The sequence below is a fragment of the Variovorax sp. GW821-FHT09A10 genome (assembly GCF_059418385.1).
Map to the genome: position 1 here is coordinate 780347 of NZ_JBWKPT010000001.1, position 16615 is coordinate 796961.

Genomic DNA, 16615 nt, shown 5'->3' on the forward strand with positions numbered 1-16615 from the left:
GGCCGCAGAGCGGCGCGCCGGGAGGGGGTGTGGGATGTGCTCATGCCGGGCGCGATTCTCCCGCATGACCCAAGCACGTACTGCGCGCAGGCCATCCGGGGCGCCCGCAGCCCCCGTTCGCTCAGCGGGGCGCGTCGCCCTTGCGGTACTCGGCGGTGAGCGCGTCGAGCTTCTGCTTGAGCGCCGGGTCGAGCGTGTAGCTGGCGGCAGCCACGGTGGCGTCGAGCTGTTCGGGGCGGCTGGCGCCCAGCAGCGGTGCGGTGATCAGCGGGTTGGCCATGACCCAGGCCACGGCCAGCGTGGCCAGCGGCACGCCAGCTTCGTCGGCCAGCGCGTGCAGCTGGGTGACGGTGTCGAAGCTGCGGTCGTTCCAGTAGCGGTCCTGGTACATGCCGCCGGCGGTGCCGAGGGTGAAGCGGGTGTTTTCCTCGGGCTTGGCGCCGGGCTTGTACTTGCCGGTGAGCAGGCCGCCGGCCAACGGGTTGTAGGGAATCACGCCCAGGCCCTCTTCCGCCGCGAGCGGCAGCAGTTCGCGCTCGATCTCGCGGAACAGCAGGCTGTAGCGCGGCTGGACCGACACGAAGCGCGTGAACCGGTGCAGCTCGGCCTTGCCCAGCGCGCGGGCCAGGCGGTAGGCCAGGAAGTTCGACACGCCGATGTAGCGCGCGCGGCCCGACCTGACGATGACGTCGAGCGCCTCCAGGCTTTCTTCGAGCGGGGTCTCGCGGTCGTCCATGTGCAGCTGGTACAGGTCGACGTGGTCGGTTTTCAGGCGCTTGAGCGAGAGGTCGATGGCGTCGAGCAGGTGCTTGCGCGAGGCGCCCTGGTCCCAGGGGTTGGGGCCGACCTTGTTGACGGCCTTGGTGGCGACCACGAAGCGGCGGCGGCCCGCGGGGCCCTGCTTGTCGAGCCAGTTGCCGATGATCTCTTCGGTGCGGCCGGTGGTCTCGATGGTGCCGCCCAGCGGGTACACGTCGGCGGTGTCGAGGAAGTTGATGCCGGCGTCGCCGGCCTTGTCCAGGATCTGGTGCGACACGGCCTCGTCGGTCTGCAGGCCGAAGGTCATGGTGCCCAGGGCCAGGCGGGACACGGTGAGGCCGGTACGGCCCAGGCGGGTGGTGGGGATGCTCATGCAGGCTCGCTCCGAGAAGGTGAGAGAGGGAGGGAAAGAGGCGGCGGCCATCATAGGCACGGCCGCGCTTTCCTGCAGGCGCTGGAGATTCAGGTGGATTCGAGGTGCACGCCAGGCGCGCCACGTTCGACAGAAAAGCGGGCCATGGTCGCGACGGGCGAATCGGCGTTCTTCTCGTCGTCCACCGCGCGGAACTCGACGGCGCAGCCGCGCGCGTCGAGCGTCATAAGGCCGTAGCCGCGCTTGTCGGCGCGGCCATAGCGCAGGTGTTCGTTCTTCGCACGCATGTGGGCCACGCTGGCGGCGCTGGGCCCTTCGGAGGTGATGGCGCCGCCGACGAATTCGGTCGCGACCACGGGGCCCTGCGGCGCGCGGCGCAGGTCGGCGGCCCAGAAGGCGTGCACGTCGCCGCCGAGCACCAGCGCATCGCCGCCGCGCGACGGGTTGGCAGTCAGCGCGTCGAGCAGGCGCGTGCGCGCGGCGGCATAGCCGTCCCAGCCGTCCATCCAGTAGCCGTGGCCGGGGCCGCGCTGGCGGTCGGCTTCGGCGAGCAAGGTGGGTTGGGCGATGACGGTCCAGCGCGCCGGCGGCGTGGCGAGTTCGTTAGCGAGCCAGGCCTCCTGCTGCATGCCGAGCAGGCTGCGCTCCGGGGGCAGCCGGTCGGCGCAGTCGACCAGCGGCTTGGTGCTGCGGCCCGGGAGGCAGGCGTGGTGCGAACGGTACTGGCGGCCGTCGAGCAGCATCACGTCGAGCATGCGGCCGAAGCGGTGGCGACCGTAGATGGTCGCGCCCGCGCCGCGCGGGCGCATGGAGGCGGGCACGGGCATGTGCTCGTACCAGGCCTGGTAGGCGGCGGCGCGGATCGCCAGGAACTGCGCCGGGTCGGGCGTGCGCGGCGAGACGTCGTCGGTGTAGTCGTTGGCAACCTCGTGGTCGTCCCAGGTCACGAGCCAGGGAAAGGCCGCGTGCGCGGCCTGCAGGTGCGGGTCGGTCTTGTAGAGCGCGTAGCGGTTGCGAAAGCCGGCCAGGTCGGTGGGAATGCCGTCCTCGTGGCGGCGCACGTTGTGCGAGCCGCGCGTGCTTTCGTAGATGTAGTCGCCCAGGTGCACGACGAAGTCGAGCGGCTGCGCGGCCATGTCGCGGTAGGCGGCGTAGTAGCCCTCCTCGTACTGCTGGCACGAGGCGAAGGCGAAGCGCAGCGGCTGCACGGCGGCGTCATCGTCGGCCGGCGCGGTGCGCGTGCGGCCGACGGGGCTGCGCGTGCCGGCGGCGGTGAAGCGATACCAGTGGGGACGGCCCGGGCGCAGGCCCCGCACCTCGACGTGCACCGAGTGCGCAAGGTCGGCCGTGGCGTGGGCCGTGCCCTTCGCCACCACGCGCCTGAAGCCTTCGTCGTCGGCGACTTCCCAGCGCACCTCGACCGGCGCATCGCCCATGCCGCCGCCCTGCAGGGGTTCGGGCGCCAGCCGCGTCCAGAGCACGACGCCGTCGGCACTCGGCGTGCCCGAGGCCACGCCCAGCGTGAACAGCGCCCGGGACGCGGGCTGCGCATTCAGCCTCAGGAAGGGATGGCCCAGCGACGCGGCCGCGAGACCGCCGAGCAGCAGGCGCCGGCGGGGGAGTTTCATTGCCGCGTTCTTCATTCGCACGCGGTGGGGTTCACATCGACATCGGTCATCCCCGGCAATGTCGTCGGGTTCGCGCTCCCCTGTCAATCGGCCTGGCTGCGACCGGCACCAGGCACTACCGCGCCGCCACCGTGACCCGGGCCGTCATGTACGGATGCACGGAGCAGACGTAGTCGTACACGCCCGGCTTGTCGAAGGCTCGGGAGAAATTCTTGCCGGGCAGCAGCAGGTCGACGCCCGCCGAACCGTCCTTGAAGACCAGGCCGTGCGGCGCGCCGTCATCGTTCTGCCAGGTCACGCGCTCGCCGGCCTTGACGCTGATCTGCGCCGGCTCGAAGGCGAAGTTGCGGATGGCCACGTGCGTCGAGGCCCCCGCGTGCGCGCCTTGCGACGCGGCCACGTGCTGCACGGCGATCTTGCGCGGCGCGTTGCCGACCGCCACGGTGTGCATGGCGCCGCCGCCCAGGTCGACCACGCTCACGTCGTTGGAGCCCTCGTTGCTGACCCACAGCTTCTTGCCGTCGGCCGACAGGTCGAGCCAGTGCGGCTGCTTGCCCACGGCGATGCTGCGCACCGCCGCGCGCGTGGCCGGGTCGAACAGCAGGACCTCGCCCGGGCCCTGAACCACGATCGCGCCGTTCGCCATGCCCGCGAAGTGCTGCGCGATGTGCGGCGACACGCCCGTGGGAATCGGCGCGCCCCACTGGTTGGTGGCCGCGTCGAGCACCTGCACTGCGGGCACGCCGGCCAGCGTGAGGTACAGCGCCTTGCCGTCGTGGCCGAACTCCAGGTCGCGCGGCGGCTTGTCGAGCGGGATCTGCGTGACCACGGCGCGCGTCGCCATGTCGATGACCACCAGCGCGAAGTGCCCCGGCTCCTGCGACGCAACGTACGCCTGCCGGCCGTCGGGCCGGATGGCGATGGTGTGCGGCTTGGGCACCGGCACGGTGGCGCTCACGCCGTGCGCCGAGGTGTCGACGAAGGCCACGCGGTCGTCGCCGTTGACGGCCACCAGCAGCCACTTGCCGTCGGCGGTCATGGCCAGGCCTTGCGGACCCTTGCCGACGTCGATGGCGCGCGTCACGCGGTCGCTCGCGGCATCGATCTCGCTCACGGCGGCGGCGCCGGAGCCGCTCACGTACACGGTGCGGCCGTTCGGCGTGAGGACGATGCCGTCGGGCCCCGCCGCCACCGGCAGCGTGGCCACGACGCGCTCCGAAGCCGTGTCGATCACGCTGACCGTGCTGTCCTTGAAATTGCCGACATAGGCCTTGGGGCCCGCCGCGAGCGCGGGGCCGGCCGAGGCCGCCAGGGCCGAAAGAACGACGAGGATGCGTGCGAAGCCGGGTATGGCGATCATGGTGAAAACCTCCTGGGAAAGAAGCGAAACAAGCAGAATCCCTGAGGGGCATGACGCATGGCATGCCCTGCTTATTCCAGTCGGGCCGCAAAAAATTCGGAAAGCGCTGGAATAAAGCGCCGGGCTGCCACGTCATGCAGGAAGAAGGAGCCCTTGAGCCTGTCGACCGACCGCACACGCCAGTTCGAAGCCGCCGCGTTGCCGCATCTGGATGCGGCATGGAACCTGGCGCGCTGGCTCCTGCGCGACGACCAGCTGGCCGACGACGCGGTGCAGGAGGCGTACCTGCGCGCGTTCCGCTTCTTCGACGGGCTGCGCGGCGAGAGCGCGCGGCCGTGGCTGCTGGGCATCGTGCGCAATGCATGCTACGACTGGATGCGGCAGAACCGGCAGCTGGCCGACCAGGTCGAGTTCGACGAACTGCGCGACAGCGAGGCCGCTTCGGCGCCCTCTTCTTCGCCCGACGCGGGCGATCCGGCGCGGCAATGGGAACAGCGCGTGCAGGGCGAGCGCGTCAACGCCGCCATCGACGCGCTGCCGCCGGTGTACCGCGAGGTGATCGTGCTGCGCGAGCTGGAGGAGATGCGCTACGAGGACATCGCGCGCATCGCGGGCGTGCCGCTGGGCACCGTCATGTCGCGGCTGTCGCGCGCGCGGGCGATGCTGCGCGAGAGCCTGCGCGACGAACGTCCCGGCGACGCAGGAGGAAGGACACACCATGTCAATGTCTGACGAGGAACTGGGCACGCTGGTCCGGCGCCATGCCACGCGGCACGCCCCGCCCGAGGGGCTGGCCGGGCGCGTCGCGCGCGCGGTGCGTGCCGAGGCGGTCGTTGCACCGGCCCCAGCCCCGATACGGCAGCGCCGCGGCATGTGGCAGGGGTTGGCAGGGTTCGCCACCGGCGCGGCCACGGCCTGGGGCCTGGCGCTGGTGCTGCTCGCCACACCGGTGCCGCCTGCGGATGCGCTCGCCGAAGGCGTCACCGCCAACCACGTGCGCTCGCTGATGGCCTCGCACCTGGCCGACGTGGCCTCGTCCGACCAGCACACGGTGAAGCCGTGGTTCGCCGGCAAGCTCGACTTCTCACCGCCGGTGGTCGACCTGGCGGCGGAGGGTTTTCCGCTGACGGGCGGGCGGCTCGACTACCTCGACCGCCGCACCGTGGCGGCGCTGGTCTACCGCTCGGGCCCGCACGTCATCAACCTGTTCGTGTGGCCGGCGCCGGATGCCCAGGCCCAGCCGACCGTGCGCTCCGCGCGGCAGGGCTACCAGCTGGTGCATTGGGCCCAGGGCGGCATGCAGGTTTGGGCAGTGTCGGACCTCAATGCAGCCGAGCTGCAGAACTTTGCGGCGCTGCTGCGCGAACGCACCGCGCCGGCGGTTTCACCGAAGTAGCGGGCTCGGTTCAGTACGCGACGGCCACCGGCGGCGGCGAGGCCGGTGTGCAGCAGGCGTCGGCGGGTGAAAACCGGAGGGTCATCGGGCGTCTTTCTTGGCGCGTCGCTCGGCGATCTCGAGGTCGATCGATGCCTGCAACTGCGCTTGCCGCTCGGGGTTCTTCGGACGGGTGTCGAAGCTCCTCGTGCGTATGCCTTCGACCGACTGCGAGGAAACACGGCGGGACTTTCCCGACCAGATCGCTGCAGCACCCCCGAGCAGGAGCAGCGCGATCATGAATTCCGCGGCGACCCGGTTCAGGTCGCTCTTGAGGATCGGCTGCGCTTCGCTGTTCGTCCGGTCCTGCGGGGGCAGCAGGACCGCGAGCTTCTTGCCCACGGGGCGCGCGCTGAACTTGCCGCCCCGGCCGGCCCGCAGGACAGCTTTTCGGCCGTCGGGCCGGACGTAGTCGACCCGCACCTCGTCGCCGTGGGAGCCGGTGACGACGCCCTCGACTTCGTCGTAGGAAAGAAGAACCCGTGCCGCGTCATACGCCGACAGCAGCGCGACGCACAGCATGGCGGTGCCCATCGCCGCAACGCACGTCGCCACCAACACTCGCAGGATATGCATGGACTCCAGCCATCAGGAACGTGACCGATTCTGGCGTCTTTCTCCTGCGGCACCGCTGCCGCAGAACGGCGTCTCAGCCCGCCGACCCTTCGCAAACCACCGCCACCGGCCGCCGCGCATCCGCACGCGCGCTCGCCACGGCCCAGGCAAAGATCCCCACGCCCGCCAGCGCCAGCAGCGCGCCGACCCAGCCGGTCGAGGTCCAGCCCAGGCCGGCCGCAATGGCCACGCCGCCGAGCCATGCGCCGAGGGCGTTGGCCATGTTGAAGGCCGAGTGGTTGAGCGCGGCGGCGAGCGTTTGGGCGTCGCCGGCCACGTCCATCAGGCGGATCTGCAGGGCCGGGCCGATGGCGACGGTGGTGCCGATCAGGAACACGGTGAAGGCCGCCGTCACGACGTGGTGCGCGGCGAAGGTGAAGCTGGCGAGCACCAGCGCCGCGTAGACGAGCACGCCGCCGATGGTGCGCATGAGCGACTTGTCGGCCAGCCGCGAGCCCACGAGGTTGCCCGTGACCATGCCCAGGCCGAACAGCGCAAGCACGAAGGGCACGCCGCCCAGCGGCAGGCCGGCCACCTCGATCAGCGTGGGCTTGATGTAGCTGAACACGGCGAACATGCCGCCGAAGCCGATGGCGCCGATGCCCAGCGTGAACCACACCTGCTTGCGCTTGAGCGCGCCGAGTTCGCGCCAGGGGCTGGCGCCGGCGGCGGGTGCGATATCGGGCACGTCGCGGCGCAACAGCACCACGGCGACGAGCGCGATGACCCCCACGAACACGAAGGCCGCGCGCCAGCCGAACAGCTGGCCCAGCCACGCCGCGATGGGCACGCCGACCAGCGTGGCGCCGGTGAGCCCCAGCATCACGAGGCCGACGGCGCGTGCGCGGCGCCCCGGCGGCGCGAGCGTGGCGGCCACGAGCGCGGCCACGCCGAAGTAGGTGCCGTGCGGCAGGCCGGTGGCAAAGCGCAGCAGGTTGAGCGACAAGTAGCCGGGCGCCATCGCGCTGGCGAAGTTGCCGGCCGCGAACACGGCCATCAGCGCGATCAGCAGCGCGCGGCGGCCCCAGCCGGCGGCCAGCACCGCGAGCACGGGCGCGCCGATGACCACGCCCAGCGCGTAGGCGCTGATGACGTGGCCGGCCTGCGGGATGGTGACGGCGATGTCCTTCGCGACCTCGGGCAGCAGGCCCATGATGACGAACTCGCCGGTGCCGATGGCAAAGCCGCCGACGCCGAGCGCGAGCACCGCGCGCAGGAACTGGGCGGACGAGACGGACGGTGCAATGGCGGTGGTTTCCGCGCCTTCGCGGGCGGACGGTGAGGCGTTCAAGGCCGGGCTCCTGGGGGGTGCCCGGCGGACGCGGGCAAGGCCCGATTCTAGGGTAAACCCTTAAATTGTGAAGATGCTCTCATGCGGCGCGTCGGTACCGTCTTGCAATTCAGATCGCGACCAGCTGCCGCACGCCCTGCGCTTCCATGTCCTTGCCCAGGCCGCGCGCAATGACTTCGCCGCGCTCCATCACGAGGTAGTCGTCGGCCAGCTCCTGCGCGAAGTCGTAGTACTGCTCGCACAGCACGATGGCCATGTCGCCGCGGTCGGCGAGCATGCGGATGACGCGGCCGATGTCCTTGATGATGCTGGGCTGGATGCCCTCGGTGGGCTCGTCGAGGATCAGCAGCTTGGGCTTGGGCGCGAGGGCGCGGGCGATGGCCAGCTGCTGCTGCTGCCCGCCGGAGAGGTCGCCGCCTCTTCGGTTGATCATCTGCTTGAGCACGGGGAACAGCTCGAACAGCTCCGCAGGAATGGGCGTGCCGCCGCTCTTGTAGGCCAGGCCCATGCGCAGGTTCTCCTCGACCGTGAGCCGCGCGAAGATCTCGCGGCCCTGCGGCACGAAGCCGATGCCGGCCCTGGCCCTGTCGTACGGCGTGGCCTTGTGGATCGGCTTGCCTTCGAGCTCGATGCTGCCGCTCTTGATGGGCACGAGGCCCATCAGCGACTTGAGCAGCGTGGTCTTGCCGACGCCGTTGCGGCCGAGCAGGACCGTGACCTTGCCGAGTGTGGCCTCGAAGCTCACGTCTCTGAGGATGTGGGAGCCGCCGTAGTACTGGTGGATGTTCTTGACTGTCAGCATGGTGGGATGCCTTCCTTGGTCTTTATCGGGGGCACCCGGTGCGCGGCACGGCGCGGTCGGCCCCACTGTGCCGGCCCTTCGGGCTGCCCTGCGGTGCTCGCGTTTCGCGGGGTCTCGCAGAACTCGCTGCGCTCAAACAGCTGCGAGCCCTGATCCGCGAAACGCTGCGCTCCTCGGCGGCACAGAGGGGCCGCCCACGCCGCACCGCACACCGGGCGCTGGTCGTGGCGTTGATGCCGGCGGCTCTGGCCACGGCGACAAGTTCACCGACCAAGGTAGACCTCGATCACGCGTTCGTCGGCCTGCACTTCGTCGAGCGTGCCTTGGGCGAGCACGGAGCCATCGCACAGCACGGTCACGATCTCGGAGATGGTGCGGATGAAGCTCATGTCGTGCTCCACCACCATCAGCGAATGCTTGCCCTTGAGCGTGAGGAACAGCTCGGCCGTGCGCGCGGTTTCCTCGTCGGTCATGCCGGCCACGGGCTCGTCGAGCAACAGCAGCTTCGGGTCCTGCATCAGCAGCATGCCGATTTCGAGCCACTGCTTCTGGCCGTGGCTCAGGTTACCGGCCAGGCGCGAGACGCTGTCGGCCAAGTGGATGGTCTCCAGCACCTCGGCCAGGCGGTCGCTCTGGGCCGAGTCGAGCCTGAACAGCATCGAGGCGCGCACACCCTTGTCGGTCTTCAGTGCGAGCTCGAGGTTCTCGAACACGGTGAGGTGCTCGAACACCGTCGGCTTCTGGAACTTGCGGCCGATGCCCAGCTGCGCGATATCGGCCTCGCGGTGGCGTAAGAGGTCGATGGTGCTGCCGAAGAACACGGTGCCCGAGTCGGGCCGGGTCTTGCCGGTGATGATGTCCATCATCGTCGTCTTGCCCGCGCCGTTGGGGCCGATGATGCAGCGCAGCTCGCCCGGCGCGATGTCGAGCGAGAGCTTGTTGATGGCCTTGAAGCCGTCGAAGCTCACGCTCACGTCTTCGAGGTACAGGATGCGGCCGTGAGTGATATCGACCTCGCCCGGCGTGACATGGCGACCGAAGTCGGCGGTGCGGCCGCCCGATTCGGTCTGGCCCGTGGCCGCGTGCAGACCGGCTGCGCGTGCGGCGCGCTCGGCGTCGGCTTCCATCAGGTCGGGCGTCATGCGCGGGCTCCCTTCACATCGGCGACCAGGGGCGCCTGCACGGTCGCTTCGGGCTCGGTATGCGAGGCGGCGGGCTCGCGCCGCGCTTCCTTCGCGGCCGGCGCCGCAGCCTTCTCCATCTTCTCGCGCGACAACCACTGGCGCACCAACCCCACGATGCCGTTCGGCAGGAACAGCGTGACAGCAATGAACAAGGCACCCAGGAAGTACAGCCAGTACTCGGGGTACGCCACGGTGAGCCAGCTCTTGGCGCCGTTGACGATGAAGGCGCCGATGATCGGCCCGATCAGCGTGGCGCGCCCGCCCACCGCGGCCCACACCGCGATCTCGATGGAGTTGGCCGCGCTCATCTCGCCCGGGTTGATGATGCCGACCTGCGGCACATACAGCGCACCGGCCACGCCGCACATGACGGCCGAGATGACCCAGATCGTGAGCTTGTAGGGCAGCGGGTTGTAGCCCGAGAACATCACGCGCGTTTCGGCATCGCGGATGGCCTGCAGCACGCGGCCGAACTTGCTGCCGATGAGCCACTTGGCGAAGAGAAAGAAGCCCAGCAGCGTGAGGCCGGTGAGCGCGAAGAGCGTCATGCGCATCTCCTGCGTGGCGATCGGGATGTTCAGGATGCGCTTGAAGTCGGTGAAGCCGTTGTTGCCGCCGAAGCCCGTCTCGTTGCGGAAGAACAGCAGCATGGCCGCGAAGGTCATGGCCTGCGTGATGATCGAGAAGTACACGCCCTTGATGCGCGAGCGGAAGGCGAAGAAGCCGAACACGAAGGCGATGAGGCCGGGCACCGCCACGATGAGCAGCAGCGTCATGCCGAAGCTGCCGCTGAAGGTCCAGTGCCAGGGCAGCTCCTTCCAGTCGAGGAACACCATGAAGTCGGGCAGGTCGCTCTTGTAGTTGCCGTCGCGGCCGATCTGGCGCATGAGGTACATGCCCATCATGTAGCCGCCCAGCGCGAAAAACAGGCCGTGGCCCAGCGACAGGATGCCGGTGTAGCCCCAGATCAGGTCCATGGCCAGCGCGCAGATGGCGTAGCACATGATCTTGCCGACGAGTGCCACGGCGTAGTCGCTCATGTGCAGCGGGCTGTCGGCCGGCACCCACATGTTGAGCACGGGCGCCACGGCGCACACGACGATGAGCGCGACGAAGAAGGCCGTCCAGCCCTTGCCGCTCAGCAGCGGCCCCTTGGTGGGAAGTACGACCTTGCTCATGCTTCTGCGCTCCGGCCCTTCATGGCGAAGATGCCCTGAGGTCTCTTTTGAATGAAGATGATGATGAAGACAAGCACCGCGATCTTCGCGAGCACCGCGCCCGCCCAGCCTTCGATGAACTTGTTGAGAATGCCCAGCCCCAGCGCCGCATACACGGTGCCCGCGAGCTGGCCGACGCCGCCCATCACGACCACCATGAAGCTGTCGACGATGTAGCTTTGGCCGAGGTCGGGGCCGACGTTGCCGATCTGGCTCAGCGCGCAGCCCGCCAGGCCCGCGATGCCCGAGCCGAGCGCGAAGGCGTAGGTGTCGATGCGTGCGGTGTTCACGCCCATGCACGAGGCGATCGGGCGGTTCTGCGTGACGCCGCGCACGAACAGGCCCAGGCGCGTGCGGCCGATGAGCCAGCCCATCGCCAGCAGCACGAGCGCCGCGAAGACGATGATGCAGATGCGGTTCCACGGCAGCGTGACGTTGCTGAGCATGGTGAAGCCGCCGCTCATCCAGCCGGGGTTTTCCACGCCGACGTTCTGCGCGCCGAAGAGCGATCGCACGAGCTGCTGCAGCATCAGGCTGATGCCCCAGGTGGCCAGCAGCGTCTCGAGCGGCCGGCCGTAGAGGAAGCGGATCACGCCACGTTCGAGCACCGCGCCCACGAGCGCCGAGGCGAGGAAGGACACGGGAATGGCGGCCACCAGGTACCAACCGAACGCCGCCTCGGGCATGTACTTCTGGAAGATGCCCTGCATCACGTAGGTGGCGTAGGCGCCGATCATCATCAGCTCGCCGTGCGCCATGTTGATGACGCCCATCAGGCCGTAGGTGATGGCCAGGCCCAGCGCGGCCAGCAGCAGCACCGAGCCCAGGCTGATGCCGCTGAACACGGCGTTGATGCGGTCGCCCCAGACCAGCGCGCCGTCGATGTTGGCGATCGATGCGGTGATGGCCGCCTTCACGTCGGCCTCGGTCTCGTCGGCCAGGCGCTGGTTGAGCAGCAGCTTGGTGTCGGGGCTGCGGTTGTTGCCCAGTTCCTTGGCAGCAGCAAGGCGCTTGGCCTTGTCGGCGCTGGTGAGCATGCTGGCGGCGCGCACCAGTTCAAGCTGCGCCTTGATCTTCGGGTTGGTCTCGGCGGCGAGCGCCTTCTCGACCATGGGGATGCGCGACTCGTCGGGCTCCTTGAAGAGCGCTTGCGCGGCTTCGGCGCGCACCGCGTCGTCGGTGCTCGTGAGCTTGAGTGCGGCCTGCGCGGCATCGAGTGCGCCGCGCATGAGGTTGTTGTTGACGACGTCTTCGGCGGTGTCGGGCACTTTCAGCTCAGTCCCGGTGACCGGGTCAAAACCCTTGTCGTCCTTCATCACGAAGACCTTGTCTTCGGTGTACTTCACGGCGTCGTCGGACATCGCCTGGATGAACGCGGCGGTCTTGTCGTCCGCGGTGAGGACGGCCTTGTTGAGCGCGGCGATGCGGGCTTCGGATTCGCCGGAGGCGATGGCCCGGGCTTCGTCGGCGGTCAGCGCATGGGCGGCCGATGCTGCGAGGAGCATGGCGGCGAAGGCGCAGTGAAGGGTTCGTCGAAGCATCATGAAACTGGAAGTTGGGGTTGGCCCCTTCCCCTTCCGGGGGAAGGTTGGGATGGGGGCACGCGGCGCTCATTCAGGCGCTTCGACCTGATCGACCGCCGCTTGCCCCCACCCCTGCCCTCCCCCAGCGGGGGAGGGAGAAACACACTTACATCGACTTGCCAGCCGGGTAATCCGGCTTCTTGTCGTTGCCTTCGATGTACGGGCTCCACGGCTTGGCCTTCACCGGACCTGGCGTCTTCCACACCACGCTGAACTGCCCGTCGGCCTTGATCTCGCCGATGAACACGCTCTTATGCAGGTGATGGTTCTTCTCGTCCATCTTCGAGACGATGCCCGACGGTGCCGTGAAGGTCTGGCCGGCCATGGCAGCGATCACCTTGTCGGTGTCGGTCGACTTGGCCTTCTCGACCGCCTGCTTCCACATGTGGATGCCGATCCAGGTGGCTTCCATCGGGTCGTTGGTGAGCGGCTTGTCCTTGTGGCCGGCGATGTTCTTGGCCTTGGCGTAGTCGCTCCACTGCTTGATGAACGCGGTGTTGGTCGGGTTCTTGATCGACATGAAGTAGTTCCATGCCGCAAGGTGGCCCACGAGCGGCTTGGTGTCCACGCCACGCAGTTCTTCTTCGCCCACGGAGAAGGCCACCACCGGCACGTCCTTGGCCTTCAGGCCCGCGTTGCCCAGTTCCTTGTAGAAGGGCACGTTGGAGTCGCCGTTGATGGTCGACACCACCGCCGTCTTGCCGCCAGCCGAGAACTTCTTGATGTCGGCGACGATGGTCTGGTAGTCGCTGTGGCCGAAGGGGGTGTACTTCTCGTCGATGTCCTTGTCGGCCACGCCCTTGCTCTTGAGGTAGGCGCGCAGGATCTTGTTGGTGGTGCGCGGGTAGACGTAGTCGGTGCCCAGCAGCACCCAGCGCTTGGCGCCGCCGCCTTCCTTGCTCATCAGGTAGTCGACGGCCGGAATGGCCTGCTGGTTGGGCGCGGCGCCCGTGTAGAACACGTTCTTCGAAAGCTCTTCACCCTCGTACTGCACGGGGTAGAACAAGAGGCCGTTCATTTCCTCGACCACCGGCAGCACCGACTTGCGCGACACCGAGGTCCAGCAGCCGAAGATCACCGAGACCTTGTCCTGGCCGAGCAGCTGCTTGGTCTTTTCAGCGAACAGCGGCCAGTTGGAGGCCGGGTCGACCACCACGGGCTCGAGCTGCTTGCCCAGCACGCCGCCCTTCTTGTTGATGTCGTCGATGGCCATCAGCACCGTGTCTTTCAACACGGTTTCCGAGATGGCCATCGTGCCCGACAGCGAGTGCAGCACGCCGACCTTGATGGTGTCGGCGGCAAATGCGGGTGCAGCAGAAATGCTGGCCAGCGCGACGGCGGCGGTGAGCGCCTTGAGTGTGAAACGACGTTGCATGTGGACTCCTGCTCCGGGTGGGTTGAACCTTGTCGACAGCGCGGGGCTGGCGATGGAGAGGAGTCTGCGGAACGCACCACAAAGGGGAAATACGCCGGGTGGCGTACACGGAGGTACTCAGGCGGGTGGCGGGGCCGGGTACTTCACGGCGTTGGCGAGCATCTTGTGCTTCGCCGCCTCGACCGGATCGATGCCGAGCTTGTCGGCCAGCTGCAGCAGGTAGAGCAGGACGTCCGCGATCTCGGTGCCGATCTCGGCGCGCTTATCCGCGGGCAGCGCCCGGCTTTGCGCCTCGGTGAGCCACTGGAAATGTTCGAGCAGCTCGGCCGCTTCGACCGACAGCGCGGCGGCGAGGTTCTTGGGGGAGTGAAATTGCTCCCAGTCGCGGGCTTGTGCGAAGTCGCGCAAGGCCTGGGTCAGCGATTGGAGGTCATCGGCCATGGCATTCCTTGGGGTTGGAAAAACCCATTTTGGGCATTAACATACCCAAAATGGGTAAATTGAAATCACCGGCACCGGTTGTCGAGAAGTCCGCCAGCCTGGCGGACGCCCTGTTCACGACCACGCAGCAGCGTGTGCTGGGGTGTCTCTTCGGGCAGCCGGACCGGAGCTTCTTTTCCAGTGAATTGATCAAGCTTACCGGCGCGGGCTCGGGCGCGGTGCAGCGAGAACTCCAGCAGCTGACCGACAGCGGGCTGCTCACGACGTCGCGTGTCGGCAACCAGAAACACTACCGCGCGAACGCGAACGCACCGATCTTCGAGGAGCTGTGCAGCATCGTGCGCAAGACCTTCGGGCTCGCGGGCCCGCTGCGCGATGCACTGGCGCCCGTGGCCGACAAGATCGAAGCGGCCTTCGTCTTCGGCTCGGTGGCCAAGAAGAGCGACACCGCCGCCAGCGACATCGACCTGCTGCTGATCAGTGAAGAACTTGCCTATTCGGACCTCTTTCTCGCCCTCGACGCCGTCTCGGCGCGCCTCGGCCGTACAGTGAACCCGACCCTGTTCACGAGGAAAGAACTGATGCGAAAACTCAAGGACGGCGAAGCTTTCGCCACCCGCGTCATGGCACAGCCCAAGCTCTGGGTGATTGGCGACGCGCATGCCCTCCCCGCTTGACAACCTGTGCGGCCCGTCGAAACCGCTGACGGCCGAAGCACCCGATGCGCGCGAATTCGCGGGCCTGCTTCGCTCCGGACTGGCTCGCCTGGCCGATGCGCAGATCACCCAGCTCTCGCTGGAAAGCCGCTTCGATCTGGCCTACAACGCGGCACACGCCTTGTGCCTCGCTGCACTGCGATGGCATGGCTATCGATCGGGCAACCGCTTCATCGTCTTCCAGGTGCTGCCGCACACCCTGGCATTGGGGCCGGAAGTCTGGCGCGTGCTGGCCAAGGGGCACGAGATTCGCAATCTCGGTGAATACGAAGGCGACATGAACATCGACGAACGCATCGTTCGCGACCTCATCGTCGCCTGTCAGCGCGTGGCCTCGGCGCTGTCCGACTTGCCCCCGCCTGCCACCACCTGACGCTGTCGCACGCCTGTGCGATGCAACACGGCCACCAGCAAGGCCGTGCCCATCAGGTAGAGCAGCGCGACGCCGAGCGCGCTCGCATAGCCTGCAGCGTCGGCGCCGTTCCCCAACTGCCCATAGAACAAGATCCCGACCAACGCCACCCCCAGCGCATTGCTCGCCTGCTGCACCATCGACAGCACGCCCGACGCCACACCCGCGTGCTGCGGTGGCAGGCCGGCGAGCACGGTGGACACCAGGGGCGCCATCACCATGCCGAGCCCCGCGCCCTGCACGAACAGCAGCGGCACCATCCACGCCACGACATGCGCGTGCCCCGGCCAGCCGGCCACGTTGGCGCACTGCAGCGCATGCCCCGCCGCGAGCACGAGGGCGCCGAGTGCGATGGGTGGCTTGCCGCCGAAGCGACGGGCGATGCGGGCGCCGGCCATCGAGGTCGCGAAGAAGCCCACGGCCAGCGCCGTGAAAACGATGCCCGAGTGGAGCGCGCCCAGCCCCATCCCCTCCTGCAGGTACAGCGCGAGCACGAAGTAGAACGAGGCGTTTCCCGCATAGAAGGCCAGCGTGGTGAGCAGCCCGGTCACGAAGCGGCGGTTGGCGAGCAGCACCGGCGCCACCAGCGGCGCACCGCCGCGTGCCGCGAGGCGGCGCTGCTGCCTCGCGAAGAAGCCGCACAGCGGCACGGCGGCGGCCAGGCACAGCCAGCTCCACAGCGGCCAGCCCTGCTGGCGCCCTTCGACCAGCGGCAGCACCACGGCCACCGAACCGGCCGCAACCAATGCAACACCCGCCAGGTCGAGCCGGCTGCTGCCACCGCCCTGCATCAAAGGCGGCACCACGCGCGGCGCGAGCACCAGCGCCAGCAGGCCGATGGGCACGTTGATGAGAAAGCAGCTGCGCCAGCCGAGCCCCGCAAGGTCGGCATGGATCAGCACGCCGCCCACCAGCTGCCCCAGCGTGGCGCCCAGGCCCAGCGTGAGTCCGTAGGCTGCGAAGGCCCGTGCCCGGTCTTCGCCCGTGTAGGCGAGGCCGATCATCGCGAGCACCTGCGGCTGCAGCAGCGCGCCGGCCAGGCCCTGCAGCACGCGCGCGGCCACGAGCAACTCGGCATTCGGCGCCACGCCGCAGGCGGCCGAGGCGAGCGTGAACAGCAGCAGGCCGAGCATGAACATGCGGCGCCGGCCGAACAGGTCGCCCAGACGGCCGCCCGTGACCAGGCCCGCGGCGGTGGCCAGGCCGTAGCCCGCGACCACCAGCTGCAGCGTGCCCGCGCTGGCCTGCAGGTCGTGCTGCATGGACGGCAGCGCGACGTTGACGATGAAGAAATCGAGCACCACCAGGAAGGTGCCGCTGAGCATGACCCACAGGCCCAGCGGGCCCGGTGTGGCGGACGTGATCGATGGGGCAGGAACGGCAGGATTCGACGAGGTCATGGCCCCCACTGTCGGCACCGGCGG

At 68.6% G+C, this 16615-nt stretch carries 16 protein-coding genes; 4 read left to right on the plus strand and 12 right to left on the minus strand.

Translation table 11 applies throughout. The annotated features are described in order from the left end of the window. Positions 1-121: 121 nt before the first annotated feature. The 3 genes from AC07Q9_RS03720 to AC07Q9_RS03730 form a co-directional block, all read right to left on the minus strand. A complete protein-coding gene (locus AC07Q9_RS03720) occupies positions 122-1132 on the minus strand; it encodes an aldo/keto reductase (RefSeq protein WP_495307458.1) in 1011 nt (336 codons plus the stop codon). 89 nt (positions 1133-1221) lie between these two features. Beyond that, the gene (locus AC07Q9_RS03725) at positions 1222-2760 is read right to left on the minus strand and encodes an alkaline phosphatase D family protein (RefSeq protein ID WP_495307460.1); all 1539 of its coding nucleotides are present in this window, start codon (positions 2758-2760) and stop codon (positions 1222-1224) included. 115 nt (positions 2761-2875) lie between these two features. Then, on the minus strand, positions 2876-4120 hold the full coding sequence (locus AC07Q9_RS03730; protein WP_495307462.1) for a YVTN family beta-propeller repeat protein: 1245 nt from the start codon (positions 4118-4120) through the stop codon (positions 2876-2878). Positions 4121-4273: 153 nt separating this feature from the next. Here AC07Q9_RS03730 and AC07Q9_RS03735 point away from each other — a divergent pair, with 153 nt between their 5' ends. Next, positions 4274-4852, plus strand: coding sequence for a sigma-70 family RNA polymerase sigma factor (locus tag AC07Q9_RS03735; protein ID WP_495301205.1), 579 nt, complete (start codon positions 4274-4276; stop codon positions 4850-4852). Next, on the plus strand, positions 4839-5516 hold the full coding sequence (locus AC07Q9_RS03740; protein ID WP_495307464.1) for an anti-sigma factor family protein: 678 nt from the start codon (positions 4839-4841) through the stop codon (positions 5514-5516). Before AC07Q9_RS03735 ends, AC07Q9_RS03740 begins: the two co-directional genes overlap by 14 nt. An 81-nt stretch (positions 5517-5597) precedes the next feature. On the opposite strand, the gene AC07Q9_RS03745 is transcribed toward AC07Q9_RS03740, so the two are convergent. The 8 genes from AC07Q9_RS03745 to AC07Q9_RS03780 all read right to left on the minus strand — a co-directional run bounded on the left by AC07Q9_RS03745 (position 5598) and on the right by AC07Q9_RS03780 (position 14063). Further along, on the minus strand, positions 5598-6131 hold the full coding sequence (locus AC07Q9_RS03745; RefSeq protein WP_495307466.1) for a hypothetical protein: 534 nt from the start codon (positions 6129-6131) through the stop codon (positions 5598-5600). 73 nt (positions 6132-6204) lie between these two features. Next, positions 6205-7461: an MFS transporter gene (locus AC07Q9_RS03750; protein ID WP_095744119.1), complete on the minus strand. Its 1257-nt coding sequence runs from the start codon at positions 7459-7461 to the stop codon at positions 6205-6207. Positions 7462-7570: 109 nt separating this feature from the next. Beyond that, positions 7571-8263, minus strand: coding sequence for an urea ABC transporter ATP-binding subunit UrtE (gene urtE, locus AC07Q9_RS03755; RefSeq protein ID WP_062472198.1), 693 nt, complete (start codon positions 8261-8263; stop codon positions 7571-7573). 263 nt (positions 8264-8526) lie between these two features. Next, positions 8527-9405, minus strand: coding sequence for an urea ABC transporter ATP-binding protein UrtD (gene urtD / locus AC07Q9_RS03760; protein WP_495307468.1), 879 nt, complete (start codon positions 9403-9405; stop codon positions 8527-8529). Further along, positions 9402-10625: an urea ABC transporter permease subunit UrtC gene (urtC, locus tag AC07Q9_RS03765; RefSeq protein WP_495307470.1), complete on the minus strand. Its 1224-nt coding sequence runs from the start codon at positions 10623-10625 to the stop codon at positions 9402-9404. Before urtC ends, urtD begins: the two co-directional genes overlap by 4 nt. Beyond that, the gene (gene urtB / locus AC07Q9_RS03770) at positions 10622-12169 is read right to left on the minus strand and encodes an urea ABC transporter permease subunit UrtB (RefSeq protein WP_495307472.1); all 1548 of its coding nucleotides are present in this window, start codon (positions 12167-12169) and stop codon (positions 10622-10624) included. Before urtB ends, urtC begins: the two co-directional genes overlap by 4 nt. Before the next feature lie 184 nt (positions 12170-12353). Beyond that, a complete protein-coding gene (urtA, locus tag AC07Q9_RS03775) occupies positions 12354-13622 on the minus strand; it encodes an urea ABC transporter substrate-binding protein (RefSeq protein ID WP_013543023.1) in 1269 nt (422 codons plus the stop codon). Positions 13623-13739: 117 nt separating this feature from the next. Further along, on the minus strand, positions 13740-14063 hold the full coding sequence (locus tag AC07Q9_RS03780) for a nucleotide pyrophosphohydrolase (RefSeq protein ID WP_495307474.1): 324 nt from the start codon (positions 14061-14063) through the stop codon (positions 13740-13742). Positions 14064-14113: 50 nt separating this feature from the next. Between AC07Q9_RS03780 and AC07Q9_RS03785 the strand changes: the two genes are divergently transcribed. Together AC07Q9_RS03785 and AC07Q9_RS03790 are read left to right on the plus strand one after the other, a co-directional pair. Beyond that, positions 14114-14740 (plus strand): nucleotidyltransferase domain-containing protein, encoded by a 627-nt coding sequence (locus AC07Q9_RS03785; protein WP_495307476.1) that lies wholly within the window; start codon positions 14114-14116, stop codon positions 14738-14740. After that, complete coding sequence (locus AC07Q9_RS03790) at positions 14712-15152, plus strand: hypothetical protein (RefSeq protein WP_495307478.1); 441 nt, start codon at positions 14712-14714, stop codon at positions 15150-15152. The genes AC07Q9_RS03785 and AC07Q9_RS03790 overlap by 29 nt, the downstream gene beginning before the upstream one ends. Here the strand turns inward: AC07Q9_RS03790 and AC07Q9_RS03795 are convergent. After that, positions 15101-16591, minus strand: coding sequence for an MFS transporter (locus tag AC07Q9_RS03795; protein WP_495307480.1), 1491 nt, complete (start codon positions 16589-16591; stop codon positions 15101-15103). The two genes, AC07Q9_RS03790 and AC07Q9_RS03795, sit on opposite strands and share 52 nt — an antisense overlap. Between the last annotated feature and the right edge of the window lie 24 nt (positions 16592-16615).

Bases quoted from the DNA above. Each gene is read 5' to 3' on its own strand.
- AC07Q9_RS03720 (WP_495307458.1), bottom strand. From the start codon at position 1,132: ATGAGCATCCCCACCACCCGCCTGGGCCGTACCGGCCTCACCGTGTCC.
- AC07Q9_RS03725 (WP_495307460.1), bottom strand. From the start codon at position 2,760: ATGAAACTCCCCCGCCGGCGCCTGCTGCTCGGCGGTCTCGCGGCCGCG.
- AC07Q9_RS03730 (WP_495307462.1), bottom strand. From the start codon at position 4,120: ATGATCGCCATACCCGGCTTCGCACGCATCCTCGTCGTTCTTTCGGCC.
- AC07Q9_RS03740 (WP_495307464.1), top strand. From the start codon at position 4,839: ATGTCAATGTCTGACGAGGAACTGGGCACGCTGGTCCGGCGCCATGCC.
- AC07Q9_RS03745 (WP_495307466.1), bottom strand. From the start codon at position 6,131: ATGCATATCCTGCGAGTGTTGGTGGCGACGTGCGTTGCGGCGATGGGC.
- urtE (WP_062472198.1), bottom strand. From the start codon at position 8,263: ATGCTGACAGTCAAGAACATCCACCAGTACTACGGCGGCTCCCACATC.
- urtD (WP_495307468.1), bottom strand. From the start codon at position 9,405: ATGACGCCCGACCTGATGGAAGCCGACGCCGAGCGCGCCGCACGCGCA.
- urtC (WP_495307470.1), bottom strand. From the start codon at position 10,625: ATGAGCAAGGTCGTACTTCCCACCAAGGGGCCGCTGCTGAGCGGCAAG.
- urtB (WP_495307472.1), bottom strand. From the start codon at position 12,169: ATGCTCCTCGCAGCATCGGCCGCCCATGCGCTGACCGCCGACGAAGCC.
- urtA (WP_013543023.1), bottom strand. From the start codon at position 13,622: ATGCAACGTCGTTTCACACTCAAGGCGCTCACCGCCGCCGTCGCGCTG.
- AC07Q9_RS03780 (WP_495307474.1), bottom strand. From the start codon at position 14,063: ATGGCCGATGACCTCCAATCGCTGACCCAGGCCTTGCGCGACTTCGCA.
- AC07Q9_RS03785 (WP_495307476.1), top strand. From the start codon at position 14,114: ATGGGTAAATTGAAATCACCGGCACCGGTTGTCGAGAAGTCCGCCAGC.
- AC07Q9_RS03795 (WP_495307480.1), bottom strand. From the start codon at position 16,591: ATGACCTCGTCGAATCCTGCCGTTCCTGCCCCATCGATCACGTCCGCC.